Origin of the sequence: Pedobacter sp. JCM 36344 (assembly GCF_046546555.1) — a bacterium.
GTDB lineage: Bacteria > Bacteroidota > Bacteroidia > Sphingobacteriales > Sphingobacteriaceae > Pedobacter.
The window spans coordinates 199,215-217,695 of sequence record NZ_JBKHKK010000001.1; the positions used below are offsets into that span (position 1 = coordinate 199,215).

13 protein-coding genes are annotated in these 18,481 nt (G+C 41.0%); 11 read left to right on the top strand and 2 right to left on the bottom strand.

What is annotated here, in order from left to right:
* The first annotated feature begins 227 nt into the window (after positions 1 to 227).
* The 7 genes from ACHFIZ_RS00955 to bglX are packed head-to-tail and all read left to right on the top strand — an operon-like array spanning position 228 to position 11,617.
* Entirely contained in the window at positions 228 to 3,200 is a 2,973-nt protein-coding gene (locus ACHFIZ_RS00955) for a SusC/RagA family TonB-linked outer membrane protein (RefSeq protein WP_410881932.1), read from the top strand.
* Between the two features lie 11 nt (positions 3,201 to 3,211).
* Positions 3,212 to 4,756: a RagB/SusD family nutrient uptake outer membrane protein gene (locus ACHFIZ_RS00960; protein WP_410881934.1), complete on the top strand. Its 1,545-nt coding sequence runs from the start codon at positions 3,212 to 3,214 to the stop codon at positions 4,754 to 4,756.
* An 18-nt stretch (positions 4,757 to 4,774) separates the two neighbouring features.
* Positions 4,775 to 5,623: a LamG domain-containing protein gene (locus ACHFIZ_RS00965; RefSeq protein ID WP_410881936.1), complete on the top strand. Its 849-nt coding sequence runs from the start codon at positions 4,775 to 4,777 to the stop codon at positions 5,621 to 5,623.
* A gap of 3 nt (positions 5,624 to 5,626) precedes the next feature.
* Complete coding sequence (locus tag ACHFIZ_RS00970; RefSeq protein WP_410881938.1) at positions 5,627 to 7,285, top strand: glucoamylase family protein; 1,659 nt, start codon at positions 5,627 to 5,629, stop codon at positions 7,283 to 7,285.
* A 4-nt stretch (positions 7,286 to 7,289) separates the two neighbouring features.
* Entirely contained in the window at positions 7,290 to 8,630 is a 1,341-nt protein-coding gene (locus ACHFIZ_RS00975; RefSeq protein WP_410881940.1) for a glucoamylase family protein, read from the top strand.
* A gap of 25 nt (positions 8,631 to 8,655) precedes the next feature.
* Positions 8,656 to 9,312: a GDSL-type esterase/lipase family protein gene (locus ACHFIZ_RS00980; protein WP_410881942.1), complete on the top strand. Its 657-nt coding sequence runs from the start codon at positions 8,656 to 8,658 to the stop codon at positions 9,310 to 9,312.
* 7 nt (positions 9,313 to 9,319) lie between these two features.
* Complete coding sequence (gene bglX, locus ACHFIZ_RS00985) at positions 9,320 to 11,617, top strand: beta-glucosidase BglX (protein ID WP_410881944.1); 2,298 nt, start codon at positions 9,320 to 9,322, stop codon at positions 11,615 to 11,617.
* Between the two features lie 53 nt (positions 11,618 to 11,670).
* On the opposite strand, the gene ACHFIZ_RS00990 is transcribed toward bglX, so the two are convergent.
* Complete coding sequence (locus ACHFIZ_RS00990) at positions 11,671 to 12,396, bottom strand: YebC/PmpR family DNA-binding transcriptional regulator (RefSeq protein ID WP_410881946.1); 726 nt, start codon at positions 12,394 to 12,396, stop codon at positions 11,671 to 11,673.
* A gap of 103 nt (positions 12,397 to 12,499) precedes the next feature.
* Positions 12,500 to 13,444: an NAD-dependent epimerase/dehydratase family protein gene (locus tag ACHFIZ_RS00995; protein WP_410881948.1), complete on the bottom strand. Its 945-nt coding sequence runs from the start codon at positions 13,442 to 13,444 to the stop codon at positions 12,500 to 12,502.
* 798 nt (positions 13,445 to 14,242) lie between these two features.
* Here ACHFIZ_RS00995 and ACHFIZ_RS01000 point away from each other — a divergent pair.
* From ACHFIZ_RS01000 to ACHFIZ_RS01015, 4 genes are read left to right on the top strand one after another with little or no spacing between them, the layout of a single operon-like run.
* A complete protein-coding gene (locus tag ACHFIZ_RS01000; RefSeq protein ID WP_410881950.1) occupies positions 14,243 to 15,403 on the top strand; it encodes a Gfo/Idh/MocA family protein in 1,161 nt (386 codons plus the stop codon).
* 5 nt (positions 15,404 to 15,408) lie between these two features.
* Entirely contained in the window at positions 15,409 to 16,464 is a 1,056-nt protein-coding gene (locus ACHFIZ_RS01005) for a sugar phosphate isomerase/epimerase family protein (RefSeq protein ID WP_410881952.1), read from the top strand.
* Positions 16,465 to 16,480: 16 nt separating this feature from the next.
* Complete coding sequence (locus tag ACHFIZ_RS01010; RefSeq protein WP_410881954.1) at positions 16,481 to 17,014, top strand: c-type cytochrome; 534 nt, start codon at positions 16,481 to 16,483, stop codon at positions 17,012 to 17,014.
* A 25-nt stretch (positions 17,015 to 17,039) separates the two neighbouring features.
* Entirely contained in the window at positions 17,040 to 18,461 is a 1,422-nt protein-coding gene (locus ACHFIZ_RS01015) for a Gfo/Idh/MocA family protein (RefSeq protein ID WP_410881956.1), read from the top strand.
* Positions 18,462 to 18,481: the final 20 nt, after the last annotated feature.

Sequence of the window (18,481 nt, forward strand, 5' to 3'; positions counted from 1 at the left end):
TAGTACTGATATCTGCGTTTCAGCAACTTAAAAACCTGTTATTTACCAAACAAGTTGTGTACTATAAACGTTAAGTGAGTACCAAATAATCTGCTGATGTATTAATGTTGAGGCAAGTAATTTGTTTTGATAGATTATCAGCAGGACATTTACACTACTAAATATTAAACAGCATGAAAAAACATTTTACTCGACTAAGTGTTCTTTCTGTTTTTTTGATCCTATGTATGAACACAGCTTTTGCACAAAACATCAATGTGCAGGGTACGGTAACTGATGCTGCCGACAACCTTCCACTTCCGGGAGTTAGTGTAATTCTAAAAGGAACGAAAACAGGAACACTTACAGACGCCTCCGGTAAGTACGTTATTAGCGCACCCGCAACTGGCACATTGGTATTCACTTACATTGGATACACGATTCAGGAAATCCCTGTAAACAATCGAACTGCAATTAATTTATCGCTATCATCTTCTTCGCAAGAGTTAGATGCAGTTGTAGTAGTTGGTTATGGCACACAGAGGAGGAGCGATCTTACTGGATCAGTAGCATCGGTGAAAGGTGCAGACATCGCACGTCAATCTGTTCAAACACCTACTCAAGCTATTCAGGGTAAAGTTGCAGGAGTTCAGGTAATCGCTTCAGGAGAACCGAACTCATTGCCAACCGTAAGACTTCGTGGTACAGGATCTACACTTTCAGGTTCTAATCCACTCTATGTTGTCGATGGAGTTTTAACTGATGACATCAGAAACATCAATAACGCAGACATTGTTACAATGGATGTGTTAAAGGATGCATCCGCAACAGCTATTTACGGGATGCGTGCCGCAAATGGCGTTATAATCATCACAACAAAAAAAGGTGCTAATGGACCCAACAAAATTTCATATGATGCTAACATTGGAGTTCGTCAGGCAACAAATCTGGTAGATATGGCTGGAGCAAATCAGTATGCAGGATACCTTAATGAAGCCAATAAATTCTATGGTAGTGGGACAGATTTGATTCCTGCTTCTAGTTTAACTGGAACAAACACAGACTGGTATGATGCTATTCTTCGTACCGCATTACAGCAAAACCATAACCTTTCTCTATCTGGTGGAAGTGAGAAGATCAACTACTTCCTGAGTGCAGGTTTATTAAGCGATGAAGGTATACAGACTGGAAATAAATATGACCGTTTTACCTTAAGATCGAATAATGACTACATCTTAAGTAGTAAACTGAAACTCTCATCACTAGTATCATATACGAGAGGAGATGCCAGAGGTGCAAATTTTGGAGCATTTAGCGATTCTTATCGTGCAGCGCCAACAGTTGCAGCAAAATCAGGAGACCTATATGGCAATACTTCCCTGGCCGGTAACGTAGCAAACCCATTGTTAAATATTGATAAAAATTACAATCGGGCAGTAAACAATAGAGTTCAAGGTAATTTCGCCTTAGAATATAAACCAATTAATGGTTTAACCCTTAAGTCAGCAATGGGAGTTGATCTGGATTATTTGAAATCTACTGGTTATGCTTACCAATACCTTAATGATGCCTCCACCTTCTTAGTAGCTGGCGGAAATCAATCCCAACCAAACAGCAGACTATCATTAACTAAAAATGATGCGGCAAGGTGGATTTGGGACAATACAGCTACCTACACAAAAGCTTTCGATAAGCACAATTTTACAATCTTGGGAGGTATTACAGCGGAGCAGTTTAAATTCAACAGCTTGGTAGGTACAGCAAGAGATATTGCGCCAAATCAAGACCAGTGGTATCTGAGTTCTGGTAGTGGAGGTTCTCAGTCTGTAGGCAACTCAGGTGATAAATATACCCGCAACTCCTATTTAACTAGATTAAACTATGGTTATGACAATCGTTACTTATTAACCGCAAGTTTCAGGGCAGACGGTACCTCTAAATATGGCGCAGACAATCGTTGGGGTTATTTTCCATCAGCCGGTGTGGCATGGAATATCTCTAATGAGAGTTTCATGAAGGAACAAACTGTATTCAATAACTTAAAATTGAGAGGTAGTTTTGGTCGTGTAGGTAATGATAACATCGCCTCATCACTTTTTTACTCAATTGCCAGACAAAATATCCCATATTATTTTAATGGACAAGTATTTCAAGGTATTGCCTTCGATGAAGTTACCGATCCGAACTTAAAGTGGGAAATAACTGATGAGTATGATGCAGGTTTAGACTTTGCGCTTCTTGCGAACAGATTAACGGGTACATTGGATTATTATCGCAAAAAAACGAATAATTCATTGATCTATGTAGGACTTCCAGGTATTCTTGGAGACACCCAATACCTTACAAATGCTGCAAGCATTTCAAATAAAGGTATAGAATTCTCACTGGGTTGGGCAGATCAGATCGGAGACGATTGGAAATATGGCTTCTCAGGTAATATAGCGCACAACAAAAATCTTGTTGAAGGTTTAAACGGTGGTCAGCCTCTTGTTGGTGACCTCGTTGGAAACTTTGCAGTCACTAGAACAGATAATAGCCGCCCAATCGGCAGTTATTTCCTGCTGGAAAATACAGGCGTATTTCAGAACCAAGCTCAAATTGATGCTTCGGCTCAGAAAGATGCTAGAGCTGGTGACTTGATCTATAAAGATATCAGTGGACCTGCCGGTGTTCCAGATGGTAAAATTGACAACTATGATAGGGCTTATTTCGGTTCTTATCAACCAAAACTTACCTACGGATTCAACGGAAATGTTGGTTATAAAGGTTTGGATTTGAATTTTGGCTTTTATGGAACAGCAGGAAGTAAAATCTACAATGGCAAGAAAGCAGCAAGAGGTACAAACCAGTTAACGGATAACATAGAGGCCTCAGTTGCAAAAGATCGCTGGACTCCTAACAATCCAAGTTCAACAGTACCGCGAGCTACTGCTGGTGCGCTACAGGCTTCAACCTATTTCTTAGAGAAAGGTGATTTCTTAAGATTGAATAACCTAACACTTGGTTATACGCTTCCAACAGCTATGCTTGCAAAAGCAAAGATCTCTAATCTGCGTTTATATGTAACTGGACAAAACCTTTTCACCTTGACAGGCTATAGTGGTTTTACCCCGGAGATCCTGACTGCCGCTGGTGACAGAGCCAATCTGAATCAAGGTGTGGATGTAAATACTTATCCATCTACAAGGACATTTGCTTTTGGGATTAACCTTGGATTTTAATAATGAAAATCATGAAAAAGATATTTAATATAACAACACTGGTACTTCTGGTATCAGCATTATTGGTTGTTTCCTGTAAAAGTAGCTTCCTTGATGTCCCTCCACAAGGTGACCTCACCAGAGAACAGGCTTTAATTGATCCTGTTGCTGCAGATAAATTAGTTGGCGGCGTCTATAACGCGCTTTACTTACAAGGAACGGTAGGTCTGAAGTTCGCCATAGTTGGTGATGTTACATCCGACAACTCAGATAAGGGATCTGTTGATTCAGATCCTGGATTCGATGGAATATTCCTTGATGCGTTCAATTATAATCCTAACACAGGGATCTTCAACGACCTGTGGAACGATAATTACTTCGGTATTTCCAGAGCAAATAAAGCCCTGGGTATTTTGAACTCAAGTACTATTGATGAAACCACAAAAACTCGCTTAATCGGTGAGGTTAGATTCATCAGAGCCTTGCTTTATTTCAACTTGGTAAGAGAGTTTGGTGGTGTGATCAAATTGGTTAACACCCCAAATCCAGCTCAAGCTAATGGTGATGCCTATCAAACTAGATCAACTGCTGCAGAAATCTACCAAGTAATTGTGGACGACCTAAAATTTGGAGCAGATAATCTTCCCATGAAAGCAGAAACTGGTGCAGTTGTCGGCCGTGCCACCAAAGGTGCAGCGCAAGGTCTTTTATCCAAAGTTTACCTTTATCAGGAAAACTGGCAAGGTGCTTATGATATGTCTCTGGCTGTAATGAATTCCAACAAGTATGATTTAGGCGCTAATTACGCTGAAGTATTTAGAGAAGTAGGCGCTAACAATATCGAGTCACTTTTCGAAGTACAGACCGGAAACTTTGCTACGCAAACTACAGGAGGAATTTCCTGTGATGCAATCAGCAAAAACTATAGCAATTTCCAGGGGCCAAGAGGAACTTTTGGTGCACAGACGGTAAACGGAAAAACTTATACTGGGGGTGACTTAGGATTCGGCTTGAATACCCCATCAGCAAATCTTGCAGCTGCTTATACTGCAAGCGATGTTAGAAGAGCAGGAACTATTATTTTTACTAGCGAAACAGCGACTACGACACTTTGGGATGGATTTATACTACCAGCAAGACCAGCGGTTGTGAATGAGCGTTATAACTATAAAGGATATCATAGTCCTTTCTCTGAATCAAACAGCTGTAATGGCATAAATGATAAAGACAACAAGCCCAAGAATATCAGAATATTACGCTTTGCAGAAGTCCTGCTAATTAATGCAGAAGCTGCTACACATATTGGTCAGGATGCAACTACTCCATTAAGAAGAGTAAGAAGCAGAGCTGGCTTATTGACGACTTCAGCATCTATTTCAGATATCTGGAACGAGAGAAGATTAGAGTTGGCAATGGAAGGTGACAGGTTCTTTGATTTAGTTCGTACTAAACAAGCTAGTGCTGTGATGAATGCGCTAGGAAAACCGTTTATCACCGGTAAACATGAGGTATTTCCTATTCCACAACAACAAAGAGATTTGAGTGGTGGAAGACTTCTTCCGAATCCAAATTATTAATCTTAAAAGGTAACTACCATGAACACTATAAAAACTGCCTTTGCGGGCCTTTTAGTTGGAGCTGTATTGCTCTCATCCTGCACAAAATCAAATGACGATGACGATTTTCCAGCAGGTGACGTACCACCTACGGCTGGTGGATATACTGCTTCTAGTCAGATATCTCCCGCCAACCTCGTCGCCTTTTATAATTTTAACAGTGATAGCGTACAAGACTCTATCACTAAAGTAAACGGAACAAATGCCGGCATGACTTTTACGACTGGAATAAAAGGCAAAGCATTAACCGGAAATCCTGATGCAACTAAAAAGGCATATGCAACAGCAGCAGCTAGTGCCGCAGTGCAGGCAATGACCCAATACACTTTAAGCTGCTGGGTTAATACACCCCAGAATGTTGGTGCCACAGGTATAGTTGGCCTTGGCGATACTAAAAACTTTTGGGGAAATATTAATATTTTCTTCGAAAATGGTGGAACCAATACACTTGCACGTTTTAAAACTATCTATGGAGACAATGGGGTTACAATAGATAACAACATTCAAGATGTAGCTAACGGCTTCAACAATTGGGTTCAATACCTGATCACCTACGATGGTGCTGGTAACTTTAAATCTTATGTTAATGGAACACTGGTAAGAACCAATACCGTTTCTGGAATGACTGCTATACGTTTTACTAATGTTGGTCCAATCGTTTTCGGTGCATTGCACTTTAAAACTGTACCAAGCAGCACAACAGGCTCACCTGGTGAAGATTGGGCAGGTTACATCCCTGGTAAAATTGATGAAGTAAGGATTTATAATAAAGCACTAACTTCAACCGAGGTCTCTGCTTTATCAATATTAGAAAGACAGGGAAGATAAATTATGATGAGATCAAGGTTCTGCATATTCGCCGCCATTCTTCTTTTTCTTGCTTGTAAGAAAGGAGGAACCGACGCACCTGCAGAACCTTCTTATTTTAAACAAACGGCTGTCAGCATCAACAATCAAGCAGCAGTTGCCGGGAACTTCAATAACATATCTCTTAATCCCGTATTAAAAATAACTTTTAACACCAGCATTACTTCCGCTAATCTAACAAACGCGCTAAGCTTTACTGACCTGGGAACGGCGGGGAGTGTAGCTTTTACAACAAGTATTGAAAATGGGAATACAATCGTTATCCAACCAACCGCTGCACTATCAGGCTTTAAAGTTTATAATGTTATCGTTTCGAAAACATTGAAATCAGCAGCAGGTGGGAGTTTAGAATCAGAAGTATCCATAACCTTCAATACTGGTTTTGACAATAGTGATAAGTTTCCACGACTATCAGATGACGAATTACTCAGCAAAGTTCAGCAACAGACCTTTAAATACTTTTACGACTTCGGTCACCCCGTAAGTGGCATGGCCAGAGAACGGAATACCTCAGGTAACTTGGTTACCTCAGGGGGAACTGGTTTTGGTGTTATGGCATTGGTTACGGGTGTAAGCCGTAATTTCATTAGCAAAACAGAAGGGTTGGACCGGGTTAAAAAAATTGTTAACTTTTTGAAAACCGCAGAAAGATTCCATGGTGCTTATCCCCACTGGATAGATGGGACAACCGGTAAAGTTATTCCGTTCAGCACCAAAGATGACGGCGGCGACCTGGTAGAAACTTCACTTCTAATTCAAGGTTTGCTTACAGCCAGACAGTATTTTAATGGCGCATCAGCAGAAGAAACTACTTTACGAAATGACATCAGCCAAATCTATAACACTGTAGAATGGGACTGGTACAGAAGAGATGGTGGAAGCGTTCTGTATTGGCATTGGAGCCCGAATTACGGCTGGGATATAAATTTACCCATAAGAGGATGGAATGAAGCATTAATCACCTATGTTCTGGCGGCCTCTTCAACTACGCACGCGATACCTAAATCAGTTTATGACAATGGATGGGCTCAAAATGGAACTATGAGAAATGGGAACAGCTATTTTGGGACTCAGCTCCCTTTGGGAGAACCAAACGGTGGCCCCTTGTTTTTTTCTCATTATTCCTTCTTAGGCATCAATCCGATAGGCCTGACAGATAGTTATGCGAACTACGAGACACAAACCAAGGCCCATACGCAGATCAATTACAACTATTGTATAGCGAATCCTAAGAATTATTATGGATATAGTGAAAATTGCTGGGGACTAACTGCCAGCGATATCCAGAATGGCTACACAGCAAGTTCACCCACTAATGATAGGGGTGTGATTGCACCTACCGCCGCTTTATCTTCCATGCCTTATACTCCTGATAATTCAATGAAAGCACTCCGCTTTTTTTACTACAAGTTAGGTGATAAACTATTTAAGGAATATGGTTTTATTGATGCCTTCTCGCTCCAAGACCAATGGTTTGCCAGCTCAACATTGGCAATTGACCAAGGCCCAATACTAATCATGATTGAAAACTACAGGACCAAACTGCTTTGGAACTTATTCATGAGTACCCCTGAAGTCAAAACTGGAATGAGGAGCCTTGGCTTTAATAGTCCGAACTTATAACATTATGAAGAAAATCCTACTGCTTTTATTAGTAACGTTCAGCACAGGCAGCTTATTCGCACAAAATAAAAGTGCATCGATAAAGCCGGAGTTAAAGATTCAAAAGAATTTAACTGATGACCAATTGCTGGACCTTGTTCAAAAGCAAACTTTCCGTTACTTCTGGGATTTCGCGCATCCGGTAAGTGGAATGGCGAGAGAACGGAGCAATGTTGCCTTTGACTATGGAACAGAAGTAGTAACAACAGGAGGAACTGGATTTGGAGTCATGGCAACTATTGTTGCCGCAGAGCGCAAATGGATTGGGAGAGACACAGCTGCAAGATTTTTATTGAAAATGGTCAAATTTCTTGGTAAGGCAGATGCATATCACGGGGTTTTTCCTCATTGGCTTAATGGAGGAACAGGAAAGATCATACCTTTCAGCCGCAAAGATGATGGAGCAGATTTAGTAGAATCTTCCTTTTTATTCCAGGGATTATTAACAGTACGTCAGTACTTTAATGCTGACAATCCTGTAGAAAATGACTTAAGAAATCGAATCAATGGTCTTTGGTCTGACATAGAGTGGGACTGGTTCACGAAAGGTGGGGAAGATGTTTTATATTGGCATTGGAGCCCTAATAATGGCTGGGCGATGAATTTCCCGCTAAGAGGTTATAACGAATGTCTTATTACCTATGTGTTAGCTGCATCAGCTACAAGATACCCCGTACCTGCATCTATATACCACAGAGGTTGGGTACAAAGTAATTTCTTTACGAATGGTAAAGAGTTCTACGGTTACAAATTACCATTGGGCTTTGATAATGGAGGCCCACTATTTTTCTCTCATTACTCCTTCTTGGGTTTGGACCCGCGTGGATTAAAAGACAGGTACGCTGATTATTGGGAACAAAACAAAAACCATACGTTGATCAATAGGGCGTATGTTGTTGCCAATCCCAAAAATTTTAAAGGATACGGTGAGAACAGCTGGGGATTAACAGCAAGCGATAGCTGGGTTGGATACGCCGCGCATTCGCCATCAGAAGATCTTGGTGTGATCAGCCCTACTGCTGCATTGTCGGCATTCCCTTATACTCCTGAATACTCAATGAAAGCTTTAAAGCATTTTTACTTCGACCTTGGTGGAAAATTGTGGACTGAGTATGGTTTTATTGATGCTTTTAGTGAAGAAAAAAACTGGTACGCAAAATCACATCTCGCGATTGATCAGGGTCCGATAATAGTGATGATAGAAAACTATCGAACAGGGCTATTGTGGAAATTGTTTATGAGCAATCCAGAGATTAAAGATGGACTTAAGAAATTGGGATTCGAAGATCAAACTTCTAAAAAATAACTATATTAACTTCAAATTTTAAACCATGTCTAAAAACATAAAATCCCTGATTGTAATGGTATTGATTTCAATGAGTGCTGTTGCGCAGAATAAACCTTTTTGGAATGAGATCAAAGAGTTTGAAAAGTCGGATAGTATTTCCATGCCGAGAAGTAATGGAATCGTTTTTATTGGAAGCTCTTCAGTAAGAATGTGGAGTGATTTAGAACAAACCTTCAAAAGATACGATGCGATAAACAGAGGATTTGGTGGTTCGGAACTTACTAACGCAAATGATTACATCAAAGAATTAGTGTTAGTATACAAACCCAGGCAGGTCGTGATATATAGCGGTGAAAACGATGTTGCCTCCGGCGCAACATCAGATAAGACTTATGATCGTTTTGTAACTTTCTTTACTAACCTTCGCAAGAATCTTCCTAAGGCTAATATCACTTTCATTTCCATGAAGCTAAGTCCCTCTAGAGCGAAATTCTCTAAAGTGATTTTGACAGCTAATGCAAAGATCAAGGAATTCATTTCTGGAGAGAAGAATGCGGGATATATCGATATAACCTCTAAAATGCTGGACAGCACTGGTGCAAACCGACCAGAACTCTTCCAACCTGATATGCTTCACATGAAGCCTGCGGGATATGCAATTTGGACGAAAGAAATTACTCCATACCTAAAAAAAAAATAACAACAATATGAAGTTTAAATACATATTCTGCATAGCAATGTTGCTAAGCCTGACTGCTCATGCGCAGCAAAAAAAGGCAGTTTCAATACACGATCAGAAAATGAACAAATTCATTGACGGTCTGCTATTGAAAATGACGCTGGAAGAAAAGATCGGCCAATTGAACTTATTAACGGGCGGAGAGGCGACAACAGGTTCGGTGGTAAGTACTGGTGTCGAAGATAAAATCAGGAAAGGGCAAGTTGGCGGTATCTTCAGTTTAACGACTCCTGCAAGAATCAGGAAGGTACAAGAAATTGCAGTCACCCAGACCCGGTTAAAAATTCCTATGATATTCGGTCAGGATGTTATCCATGGTTATAAAACTACTTTTCCAATACCATTGGGAATGTCTTGTACCTGGGATATCGATCTAATTCAAAAAACTGCGCGTGTTGCCGCAATAGAAGCGAGCGCAGATGGCTTAAATTGGACCTTCTCCCCTATGGTAGACATTTCAAGGGATCCAAGATGGGGTAGGATTTCTGAAGGGTCAGGTGAAGATACCTACCTGGGTTCACAGATTGCAATGGCAATGGTTAAGGGATATCAAGGTGATGACCTTTCGAAAAATAATACCATCATGGCTTGTGTAAAACACTTTGCGCTCTATGGCGCTGCAGAGGCAGGTAGAGATTATAACACAACAGACATGAGCTTAAACCGGATGTACAACGAGTACCTCCCTCCTTATAAGGCTGCAATTGAGGCCGGTGCGGGAAGTGTAATGACCTCTTTCAACGATATTAACGGTGTACCAGCTACTGCTAACAAGTGGTTAATGACTGACCTTTTAAGAAAGCAGTGGGGATTTAAAGGCTTCGTAGTAACCGACTACACCGCAATAAATGAACTTATTGACCATGGTTTGGGTGACTTACAGAAAGTTTCAGCTTTGTCGCTAAATGCAGGTGTAGACATGGACATGGTTGGAGAAGGATTTCTTAGCACTTTAAAAAAATCTGTACAGCAAGGAAAAGTAAAGACGACACAGATTGACCAGGCCTGCAGATTGATTCTTGAAGCAAAGTATAAACTTGGCTTATTTGAAGATCCCTTTAGATATTGTAACGAAGAACGTGCAAAGACTGAAATTTTAAAACCTGAGCACTTGCAACTCGCCCGCGAAGCAGCAGGACAATCTTTTGTGTTGCTAAAAAATGAAGGTAACGTTCTTCCTTTGAGAAAAACAGGAACTATAGCCCTTATTGGACCATTATCAAATACGGGAACTAATATGCCTGGCACATGGAGTGTCAATTCAGACTTGGCAAATACTGTCTCACTTCTTGATGGGATGAAGGCAGCTTTAGGTTCGCAAGTCAAAATACTACACAGTTTTGGCGCAAACCTCATGGCTGACGAAGAATATCAAAAAAGAGCAACTATGTTTGGTCGCGATATTCCAAGAGATTCACGATCTGAGGAAGACATTATTAAAGAAGCTGTTGACATTGCAAAGAAATCGGATGTAGTAGTTGCCGCTTTAGGAGAATCATCTGAAATGACTGGCGAAAGCTCGAGCAGAACGAATCTCGACATTCCTGAAACTCAAAAAAGACTTCTTGAGGCATTACTTAAAACCGGAAAACCCGTAGTACTTGTGTTATTCTCTGGAAGACCTTTGACTTTGAGTTGGGAGGCTCAGAACGTACCGGCAATACTAAACGTTTGGTTTGGTGGAACAGAAACTGCTAAAGCAGTTACGGATGTTTTATTTGGCGACGTTAATCCTTCTGGTAAATTGACGACGACCTTCCCTAAAAATGTTGGTCAGATTCCTCTGTACTATAGCCATAAGAATACTGGCCGTCCTTTAGTTGCAGGTCAGTGGTTTTCAAAGTTCAGATCGAACTATCTAGATGTAGATAATGATCCGCTATATCCATTTGGATATGGTTTGAGCTACACTACTTTCGCCTACAGCGATTTAAAGATGAGTAACACAAGCTTTAAGAAAGGAGGGTCAGTTACCGCTTCAATCGTAGTAAAAAATACCGGATCGAGAGAAGGAAGAGAAATAGTCCAGCTTTATGTACAGGATTTGGTAGGTACTGAAACAAGACCTGTCAAGGAGTTAAAAGGATTTCAGAAGATCAGATTGCTTCCCGGAGAGCAAAAAACGGTAACTTTCAAGATCAGTTCAGATGACTTAAGGTTCTATAATGCAGCCTTGAAATATGATTCTGAACTGGGGGATTTCAAAATATTTATTGGTGGAAATTCAATGGACGTGATGGAAAGCTCCTTCAAACTTAAAAACTAGATTTTGATATGGCTGTTGGATATGAGTGACATTCAACAGCCAAATCACTTTTTTTACTCAGCCATATTGTGGTAAACGGCCTGAACATCGTCATCCTCTTCCAATTTATCAATTAATTTAAAGACGTCAACAGCTTGTTCTTCTGTAATAGGCATGGTCGAAAGTGAGATTCTTTCCAACTTTGCACTTTTCATCTCAACACCAAGTTCTTCTAAAGCCTTTTGCATTTTTCCAAAATCTTCGAAAGCTGTTTGAACCACCGCGACATCTGTTCCTTCTTCGTCAGCTTCCAAATACAATTCTTCAAGACCGGCATCAATTAGTTCAAATTCTAATTCTTCCAGGTCCTTTTCTGCAGGAAGAAACCTGAAGATCGATTTTCGGTTAAAAATAAAATCCAGTGACCCGGTTTTACCTAACGCACCACCTGTCTTATTGAAATAACTGCGTACGTTCGCTACCGTTCTGTTTGTATTATCGGTAGCCGTTTCAATAAGGATAGCTACACCATGAGCGGCATAACCCTCATAAACGTGCTCTTCGTAACCGTTTTCATCCTTATTAGATGCACGTTTGATGGCCGCATCTACAGTATGCTTTGGCATATTAACGGCCTTTGAATTTTGAATAGCCGTACGCAGACGGGAATTAGTATCTGGGCTAGGTCCTCCGTCTTTAACGGCCATGACAATCTCTTTACCTATCCTTGTAAACTGAACTGCCATTTTGGCCCAGCGCTTAAATTTACGTTCTTTTCTGAATTCGAATGCTCTTCCCATGTTTGCTTATAGTTTGGTCCATATCTTGTAGTTCACAAGTTACGGACGATTTTTATTATTTATTATGAGGCCCTAAATAAATTCAGGATAATACTATCATGCCTTATTTTTGCAGGTTTTTAAACATATCTGCAGTCATTTCAGTCAGGTCAAACTCCGGCTTCCAACCCCAGTCATTTCTCGCGAAACTATCATCAATTGATTTGGGCCAGCTGTTGGCGATCAGTTGCCTTGGATCATTGTCTGTATAGGTCAATTTAAAATCAGGTATATGCTTCTTAATTTCTGCTGCAAGAATTTCTGGCGTAAAGCTTACACCTGTGAAATTATAACTGGAACGCATGGAAATACTATCTGCCGACGCATTCATCAGTTCAATGGTTCCGCGGATGGCGTCATCCATATACATCATTGGTAATTCTGTACCTGGATTCAAAAACGAGGCATAAGTGCCCTTTTTTAGGGCCTCATGAAATATGTGAATGGCATAATCTGTAGTTCCGCCGCCTGGAGCAGCTTTCCAACTGATCAATCCCGGATAACGAATGCTTCTAACATCAAGTCCAAACTTTTGGTGGTAGTATTCGCACCAGCGCTCGCCCGCTAGTTTGCTTATTCCATAAACCGTATTTGGATCCATCACACAAAACTGAGGCGTATTGTCCTTAGGCGAATTCGGGCCGAAAACAGCAATCGAGCTCGGCCAATATACTTTAGCAGTTCTATAAGTTATAGCCAAATCCAGGATATTCAGCAAGCCATTCATATTTAGATCCCATGCTAATTTTGGGTTTTGCTCGCCCGTAGCAGAAAGTAATGCTGCTAAAAGGTATACGTGTGTTGGTTTGTACTTTTGAAAAACACCGTTTAGCGTCTCTTTTTCAAGAACATTGACGAATTCAAAGGGGCCTGAATTTTTGATGTCATAATCCGGTCTTCTGATATCACAAGCGATCACGTTATCTTCTCCGTAGGTTTTACGTAAAGCACTTACCAGTTCTGTCCCAATTTGCCCATTCGAACCAAATACGATTATCTTTTCAGCCATGTTTTTTATTGATGCGGCAAAGTTATAAAAATGCCACAAACACCCCCAAGTCGGCAACAATTTATTTGGTATATAGAAAACATTTGAAAAACGAAATTAGTTAATAAGTAAAACACATTTCAGTACAGGGATATTTTTAAAGCAGTTTGTTACGAACTGATAAGGTCAAAGGCTAACCAAGGCTATTTCAAGGACGATAACATGGAGAATTTGCTATCACAAGTTTTACATTACACCATTTCCCTTCATTACAAACCCTGACCTCTACTGAGCCTTTTCGCCTTGCTGAATTTCTTTCAATATCTCAACGAGGAAAGTCAGCCTTGGTCAAAGTCCCGGCAATAAACTTCCACTGAAAAGTTGTTTTCTATGACCCTATTTCTGCTCCTGAGTGCTAAAGTAAATAAAGTACGATCAGGAGCACGACTGTCATTGCGACTACTCTCAATTTTAAATGCCTAGGTCGCAGGCTGAGGTTCGTATTCAAGGTGATACGTTTGTTTCAGTTCGATCTGTGGATACTCCTAATAACTGCGTTACCGCCTTCAGGGCATTAAAAACGCCCTAAGTAACAAAAACATAATATTTTTACTTAAATTGTGTATTTAGAACACTAACTATTTATTTTTTCTTAATATTACAAAACGAAAGATATTTAGCACACAACTAAGTTAACGAAACCACCAAATATGAACTGCCAGATCCAGAACATTTCTGTCTTGAATCACTTCAATTTAATGATTTTGAAGAGGCTGTATTGGTTGGTTTCAAACAATCAAAATAGGTAACCTTAATTTAATGAAAACGAGAAAAATTAGAATGGGCATGGTAGGCGGAGGTAAAGATGCATTCATCGGAGCCGTACACCGCATAGCTGCAAACATTGACGGTCAGGTAGAATTCTGCTGTGGAGCATTGAGTATCAATCCTGATGTGGCACGCGAATCTGGCGAAATGCTTTTTTTACCTGAAGACAGGATTTACCTTACCTACGAGGAAATGATCGAGAAGGAAAGTAAACTTCCTGCTGATAAACGCATTGACTTTATAACTATCGTTACACCAAACTTCGCACATTTTGGCCCAGCTATGATGGCGTTAGACAATGGATTCAATGTAGTGATCGAAAAACCAATCGCTCTTTCATTAGATGAGGCAAAACAGTTACAACAAAAGGTAGAGGAAACAGGCTTGCTATTATGCCTTACTCACACTTACTCTGGCTATCCAATGGTAAAACAGGCCAAACAAATGGTTAAGGATGGCGCATTTGGAAAAATAAGGAAAGTGATGGTTGAGTATCCTCAGGGATGGTTAAGCACACTTACTGAGCGCGAAGGAAATGCTGGTGCTGCATGGCGAACTGATCCAAAGAAAAGTGGAAAAAGTGGTTGCATGGGTGATATTGGTACCCACGCAGCGCAACTTGCAGAATATATATCAGGATTAAAAATTACCAAACTTTGTGCTGATCTTAATATTGTAGTGGAAGGTCGCGGACTAGATGATGATGGTAACGTCTTATTAAAGTTCGACAACGGAGCCAGTGGCGTGCTTTCGGCATCGCAGGTGGCAGCGGGAGAAGAAAATGCATTGGCTATAAGAATATATGGTGAAAAAGGTGGTCTTGAATGGCATCAAATGGAGCCAAACACTTTATTGGTAAAATGGCTGACTGAGCCAACACAGGTTTATCGTGCAGGACAAGCCTATCTTTCTGATGCTGCCAAATACAATACCCGTGTTCCGGGAGGACATCCTGAAGGCTATCTTGAGGCTTTCGCAAATATTTACAGAAACTTCACATTGACTTTATCTGCAAAAATACACGGAACAACTCCTACTGATGCGATGTTAGACTTCCCAAAAGTGAAAGATGGCGTGCGAGGTATGACATTTATTGATAGCGTAGTGGCATCAAGCCAGTCTGACCAAAAATGGTTTGATTTTAATTCTTAAAAAGCATGACAACAATTAAAGGACCAGCGGTATTCTTAGCTCAATTTATCGGCGACAAAGCACCGTTCAATTCATTAGAAACAATTTGCGAGTGGGCAGCCGGCTTAGGTTTCAAAGGAATCCAGCTTCCTACTAACGATCCAAGATTTATTGACCTTCAAAAAGCAGCAGAAAGCAAAACTTATGCAGACGAGCTGGTTGGTAAAGTAGGATCTTATGGACTAGAGATTACTGAGTTATCAACACATTTACAAGGGCAGTTGGTAGCCGTTAATCCTGCTTACGACCTGGCATTTGACGCATTTGCTCCGGATCAATATAAAAATAATCCTAAAGCAAGACAGGAATGGGCAGTTCAGCAATTGATGTTTGCCGCTAAAGCATCTCAAAACCTAGGTTTAAATGCACATGCAACCTTTAGCGGATCTTTATTATGGCATATGTTCCATCCATGGCCACAACGTCCTGAGGGATTAGTAGATGCAGGCTTTACAGAACTGGCTAGGAGATGGATGCCGATTCTTAACGAATTTGATAACTGTGGTGTGGACGTTTGCTACGAAATCCACCCTGGAGAAGATCTGTTTGATGGCATCACCTACGAGATGTTTCTTGAAAAAGTAAACAATCACCCCCGTGCGTGTTTGCTGTATGATCCTTCACATTTTGTGCTGCAACAGCTGGATTACATACAGTACATTGACTTTTATCATGAGCGTATCAAGGCTTTCCATGTAAAAGATTCGGAGTTCAATCCTACAGGTAAGCAAGGTGCCTTCGGTGGTTACCAAAGCTGGGCAAATCGCGCTGGAAGGTACCGTTCTCTCGGTGATGGGCAAGTAGATTTTGGAACTATATTTAGCAAACTAGCGCAATACGATTTTAAAGGTTGGGCCGTTATGGAGTGGGAATGCTCAATTAAAGACTCACAAGTTGGCGCTGAAGAAGGCGCGGAGTTTATTAAAAAACACATCATTAAAGTGACTGATAGAGCGTTTGACGATTTCGCAAGCTCCGGTGGCGGGGACATAGAATTTAATAATAAAATTTTAGGTTTATAATTAGAAATACACACAAATGAAAACATCCAAACTGTTTATTTTAGGACTTTTAGCCTTAATATTCGCGTCTTGCGCTAGTCCGGAGGAAAGGGCCGCAAGAAAGAAAAATCTGTTAGACACCAACAAAACTAATCCAGGGGCAGCTATGAGCGCTGAAACTGTTGATTCGAATCAAACAGACAGCTCTTCGGCAACCCAAGCGGCGGGGCCGGTAGGGGTGCCGCCGACCGAAGCTTCTGCGACACCTGCACTAGCAGCAGAACAAACTGCAAAGGCAGAGACCCCGAAAGCGGCTATGCCTGGCGAAGCCTTACTAAAGAAATCTGACTGTCTAGCTTGTCACAATGTAAAAGTTAAAATTGTTGGCCCTGCTTATGCAGATGTAGCGGCAAAATACCCGGCGACTGCTGAGAACATAGATATGTTAGCTAACAAGATCATCGCCGGTGGTTCTGGTGTATGGGGAGAAGTTCCGATGAGTCCACACCCTGCCGTTAGTAAAGGTGATGCAAAAGAGATGGTTAAATACATTTTATCCTTAAAAAAATAATTTCACAACCCAACCAAATTAAACCATGGAAGAAATAAAAAAAGATCAGGAAGCTGCTTCAAGACGTAGCTTTCTAAAGACTTCTGCAATTGCAGCATCAGCGTTCATGATCGTACCACGTCATGTTCTTGGAGGAAATGGATTTTTAGCACCTAGTGATAGGCTAATTGTTGCCGGCGTTGGTGCTGGTGGCAAAGGGGAATCGGACATTGCTATGTTCGCAAAAAGCGGCAAAGCCGACATTGGTTTCCTTTGTGATGTAGACGAAAGAAGAGCGGCTACTTCCCGTAAAAACTTTCCGAAGGCAAAGTTCTATAAAGACTGGAGAGAAATGTATGATAAGGAATCAAAAAACTTTGATGCCGTCTCAGTATCCACTCCGGACCATAACCATGCGATCATCGCTCACCATGCTATGCAGCTGGGCAAACATGTTTATGTACAAAAGCCACTTACCCATGACATTTATGAGGCCCGTATGTTGACGGAAGCCGCGAAAAAATATAAAGTGGTTACTCAAATGGGTAACCAAGGAGCGTCAAATGATGGAACCCGTTTACTTTCTGAATGGTATGATGCAGATTTAATCGGTGATGTTCACACGGTCTACTGTTGGACAAACAGACCTGTTTGGCCTCAGGGAATTGCATGGCCAACTACCAAAGCTGAAATTCCTAAAGAACTGGACTGGAACCTTTGGTTAGGTACGGCTCCGCAAAAAGATTACGTAGATAAGTTAGTACCGTTTAACTGGCGCGGATGGTGGGATTACGGAACCGGTGCACTTGGAGATATGGGATGTCACCTAATGGAGGCTCCTTTCAGAGTTTTAGACATTCGTTATGCAAAGGATGTACAGGCGAGCGTAGGTTCAGTTTATGTGGATGAATTCAAAAAAGGTGTATTCCCTGAGAGTTGCCCTCCATCAAGTCACATCACATTAACTTTCCCTAAGACCGCGAAAACTAAAGGTGATGTTACTATGCACTGGATGGACGGAGGTATACAACCGGAAAGACCTATTGAACTTCTACCGGATGAAAAATGGGGTGGTGAAGAAGGAAATGGAACCTTATTTATTGGCACCAAAGGAAAGATGTATGCAAGCACCTATTCTGACGGGGCAACCTTGCTTCCAAAATCACGCATGAAAGACGCTAAAGCAAAACAGAAATGGGCACGTGTACCCGATGGTTCGAATGGCCATTACAAACAATGGGTGGAAGGATGTATTGCCGGCTATGGCAAAACCGAACTTAGTTCTTCGTTTGAAACTGCAGGTCCATTAACTGAAGCCTTGTTAATGGCAAATCTTGCGGTTCGTGGTCACGATCTAAAAGGTGGTGTTAAAAAGCTACTTTGGGACAATGCAAACATGAGAGTGACGAATTTTGAGGAAGTAAATCAGTATGTTAAGCGTAACTATCGTGAAGGCTGGACTTTGTAACAATTAAATAATTATAAAAA

Excerpts from the sequence above, each read along its gene's own strand:
- ACHFIZ_RS00955 (WP_410881932.1), top strand. The coding sequence starts at position 228 with ATGAACACAGCTTTTGCACAAAACATCAATGTGCAGGGTACGGTAACT.
- ACHFIZ_RS00960 (WP_410881934.1), top strand. The coding sequence starts at position 3,212 with ATGAAAAAGATATTTAATATAACAACACTGGTACTTCTGGTATCAGCA.
- ACHFIZ_RS00965 (WP_410881936.1), top strand. The coding sequence starts at position 4,775 with ATGAACACTATAAAAACTGCCTTTGCGGGCCTTTTAGTTGGAGCTGTA.
- ACHFIZ_RS00970 (WP_410881938.1), top strand. The coding sequence starts at position 5,627 with ATGATGAGATCAAGGTTCTGCATATTCGCCGCCATTCTTCTTTTTCTT.
- ACHFIZ_RS00975 (WP_410881940.1), top strand. The coding sequence starts at position 7,290 with ATGAAGAAAATCCTACTGCTTTTATTAGTAACGTTCAGCACAGGCAGC.
- ACHFIZ_RS00980 (WP_410881942.1), top strand. The coding sequence starts at position 8,656 with ATGTCTAAAAACATAAAATCCCTGATTGTAATGGTATTGATTTCAATG.
- bglX (WP_410881944.1), top strand. The coding sequence starts at position 9,320 with ATGAAGTTTAAATACATATTCTGCATAGCAATGTTGCTAAGCCTGACT.
- ACHFIZ_RS00990 (WP_410881946.1), bottom strand. The coding sequence starts at position 12,396 with ATGGGAAGAGCATTCGAATTCAGAAAAGAACGTAAATTTAAGCGCTGG.
- ACHFIZ_RS00995 (WP_410881948.1), bottom strand. The coding sequence starts at position 13,444 with ATGGCTGAAAAGATAATCGTATTTGGTTCGAATGGGCAAATTGGGACA.
- ACHFIZ_RS01000 (WP_410881950.1), top strand. The coding sequence starts at position 14,243 with ATGAAAACGAGAAAAATTAGAATGGGCATGGTAGGCGGAGGTAAAGAT.
- ACHFIZ_RS01005 (WP_410881952.1), top strand. The coding sequence starts at position 15,409 with ATGACAACAATTAAAGGACCAGCGGTATTCTTAGCTCAATTTATCGGC.
- ACHFIZ_RS01010 (WP_410881954.1), top strand. The coding sequence starts at position 16,481 with ATGAAAACATCCAAACTGTTTATTTTAGGACTTTTAGCCTTAATATTC.
- ACHFIZ_RS01015 (WP_410881956.1), top strand. The coding sequence starts at position 17,040 with ATGGAAGAAATAAAAAAAGATCAGGAAGCTGCTTCAAGACGTAGCTTT.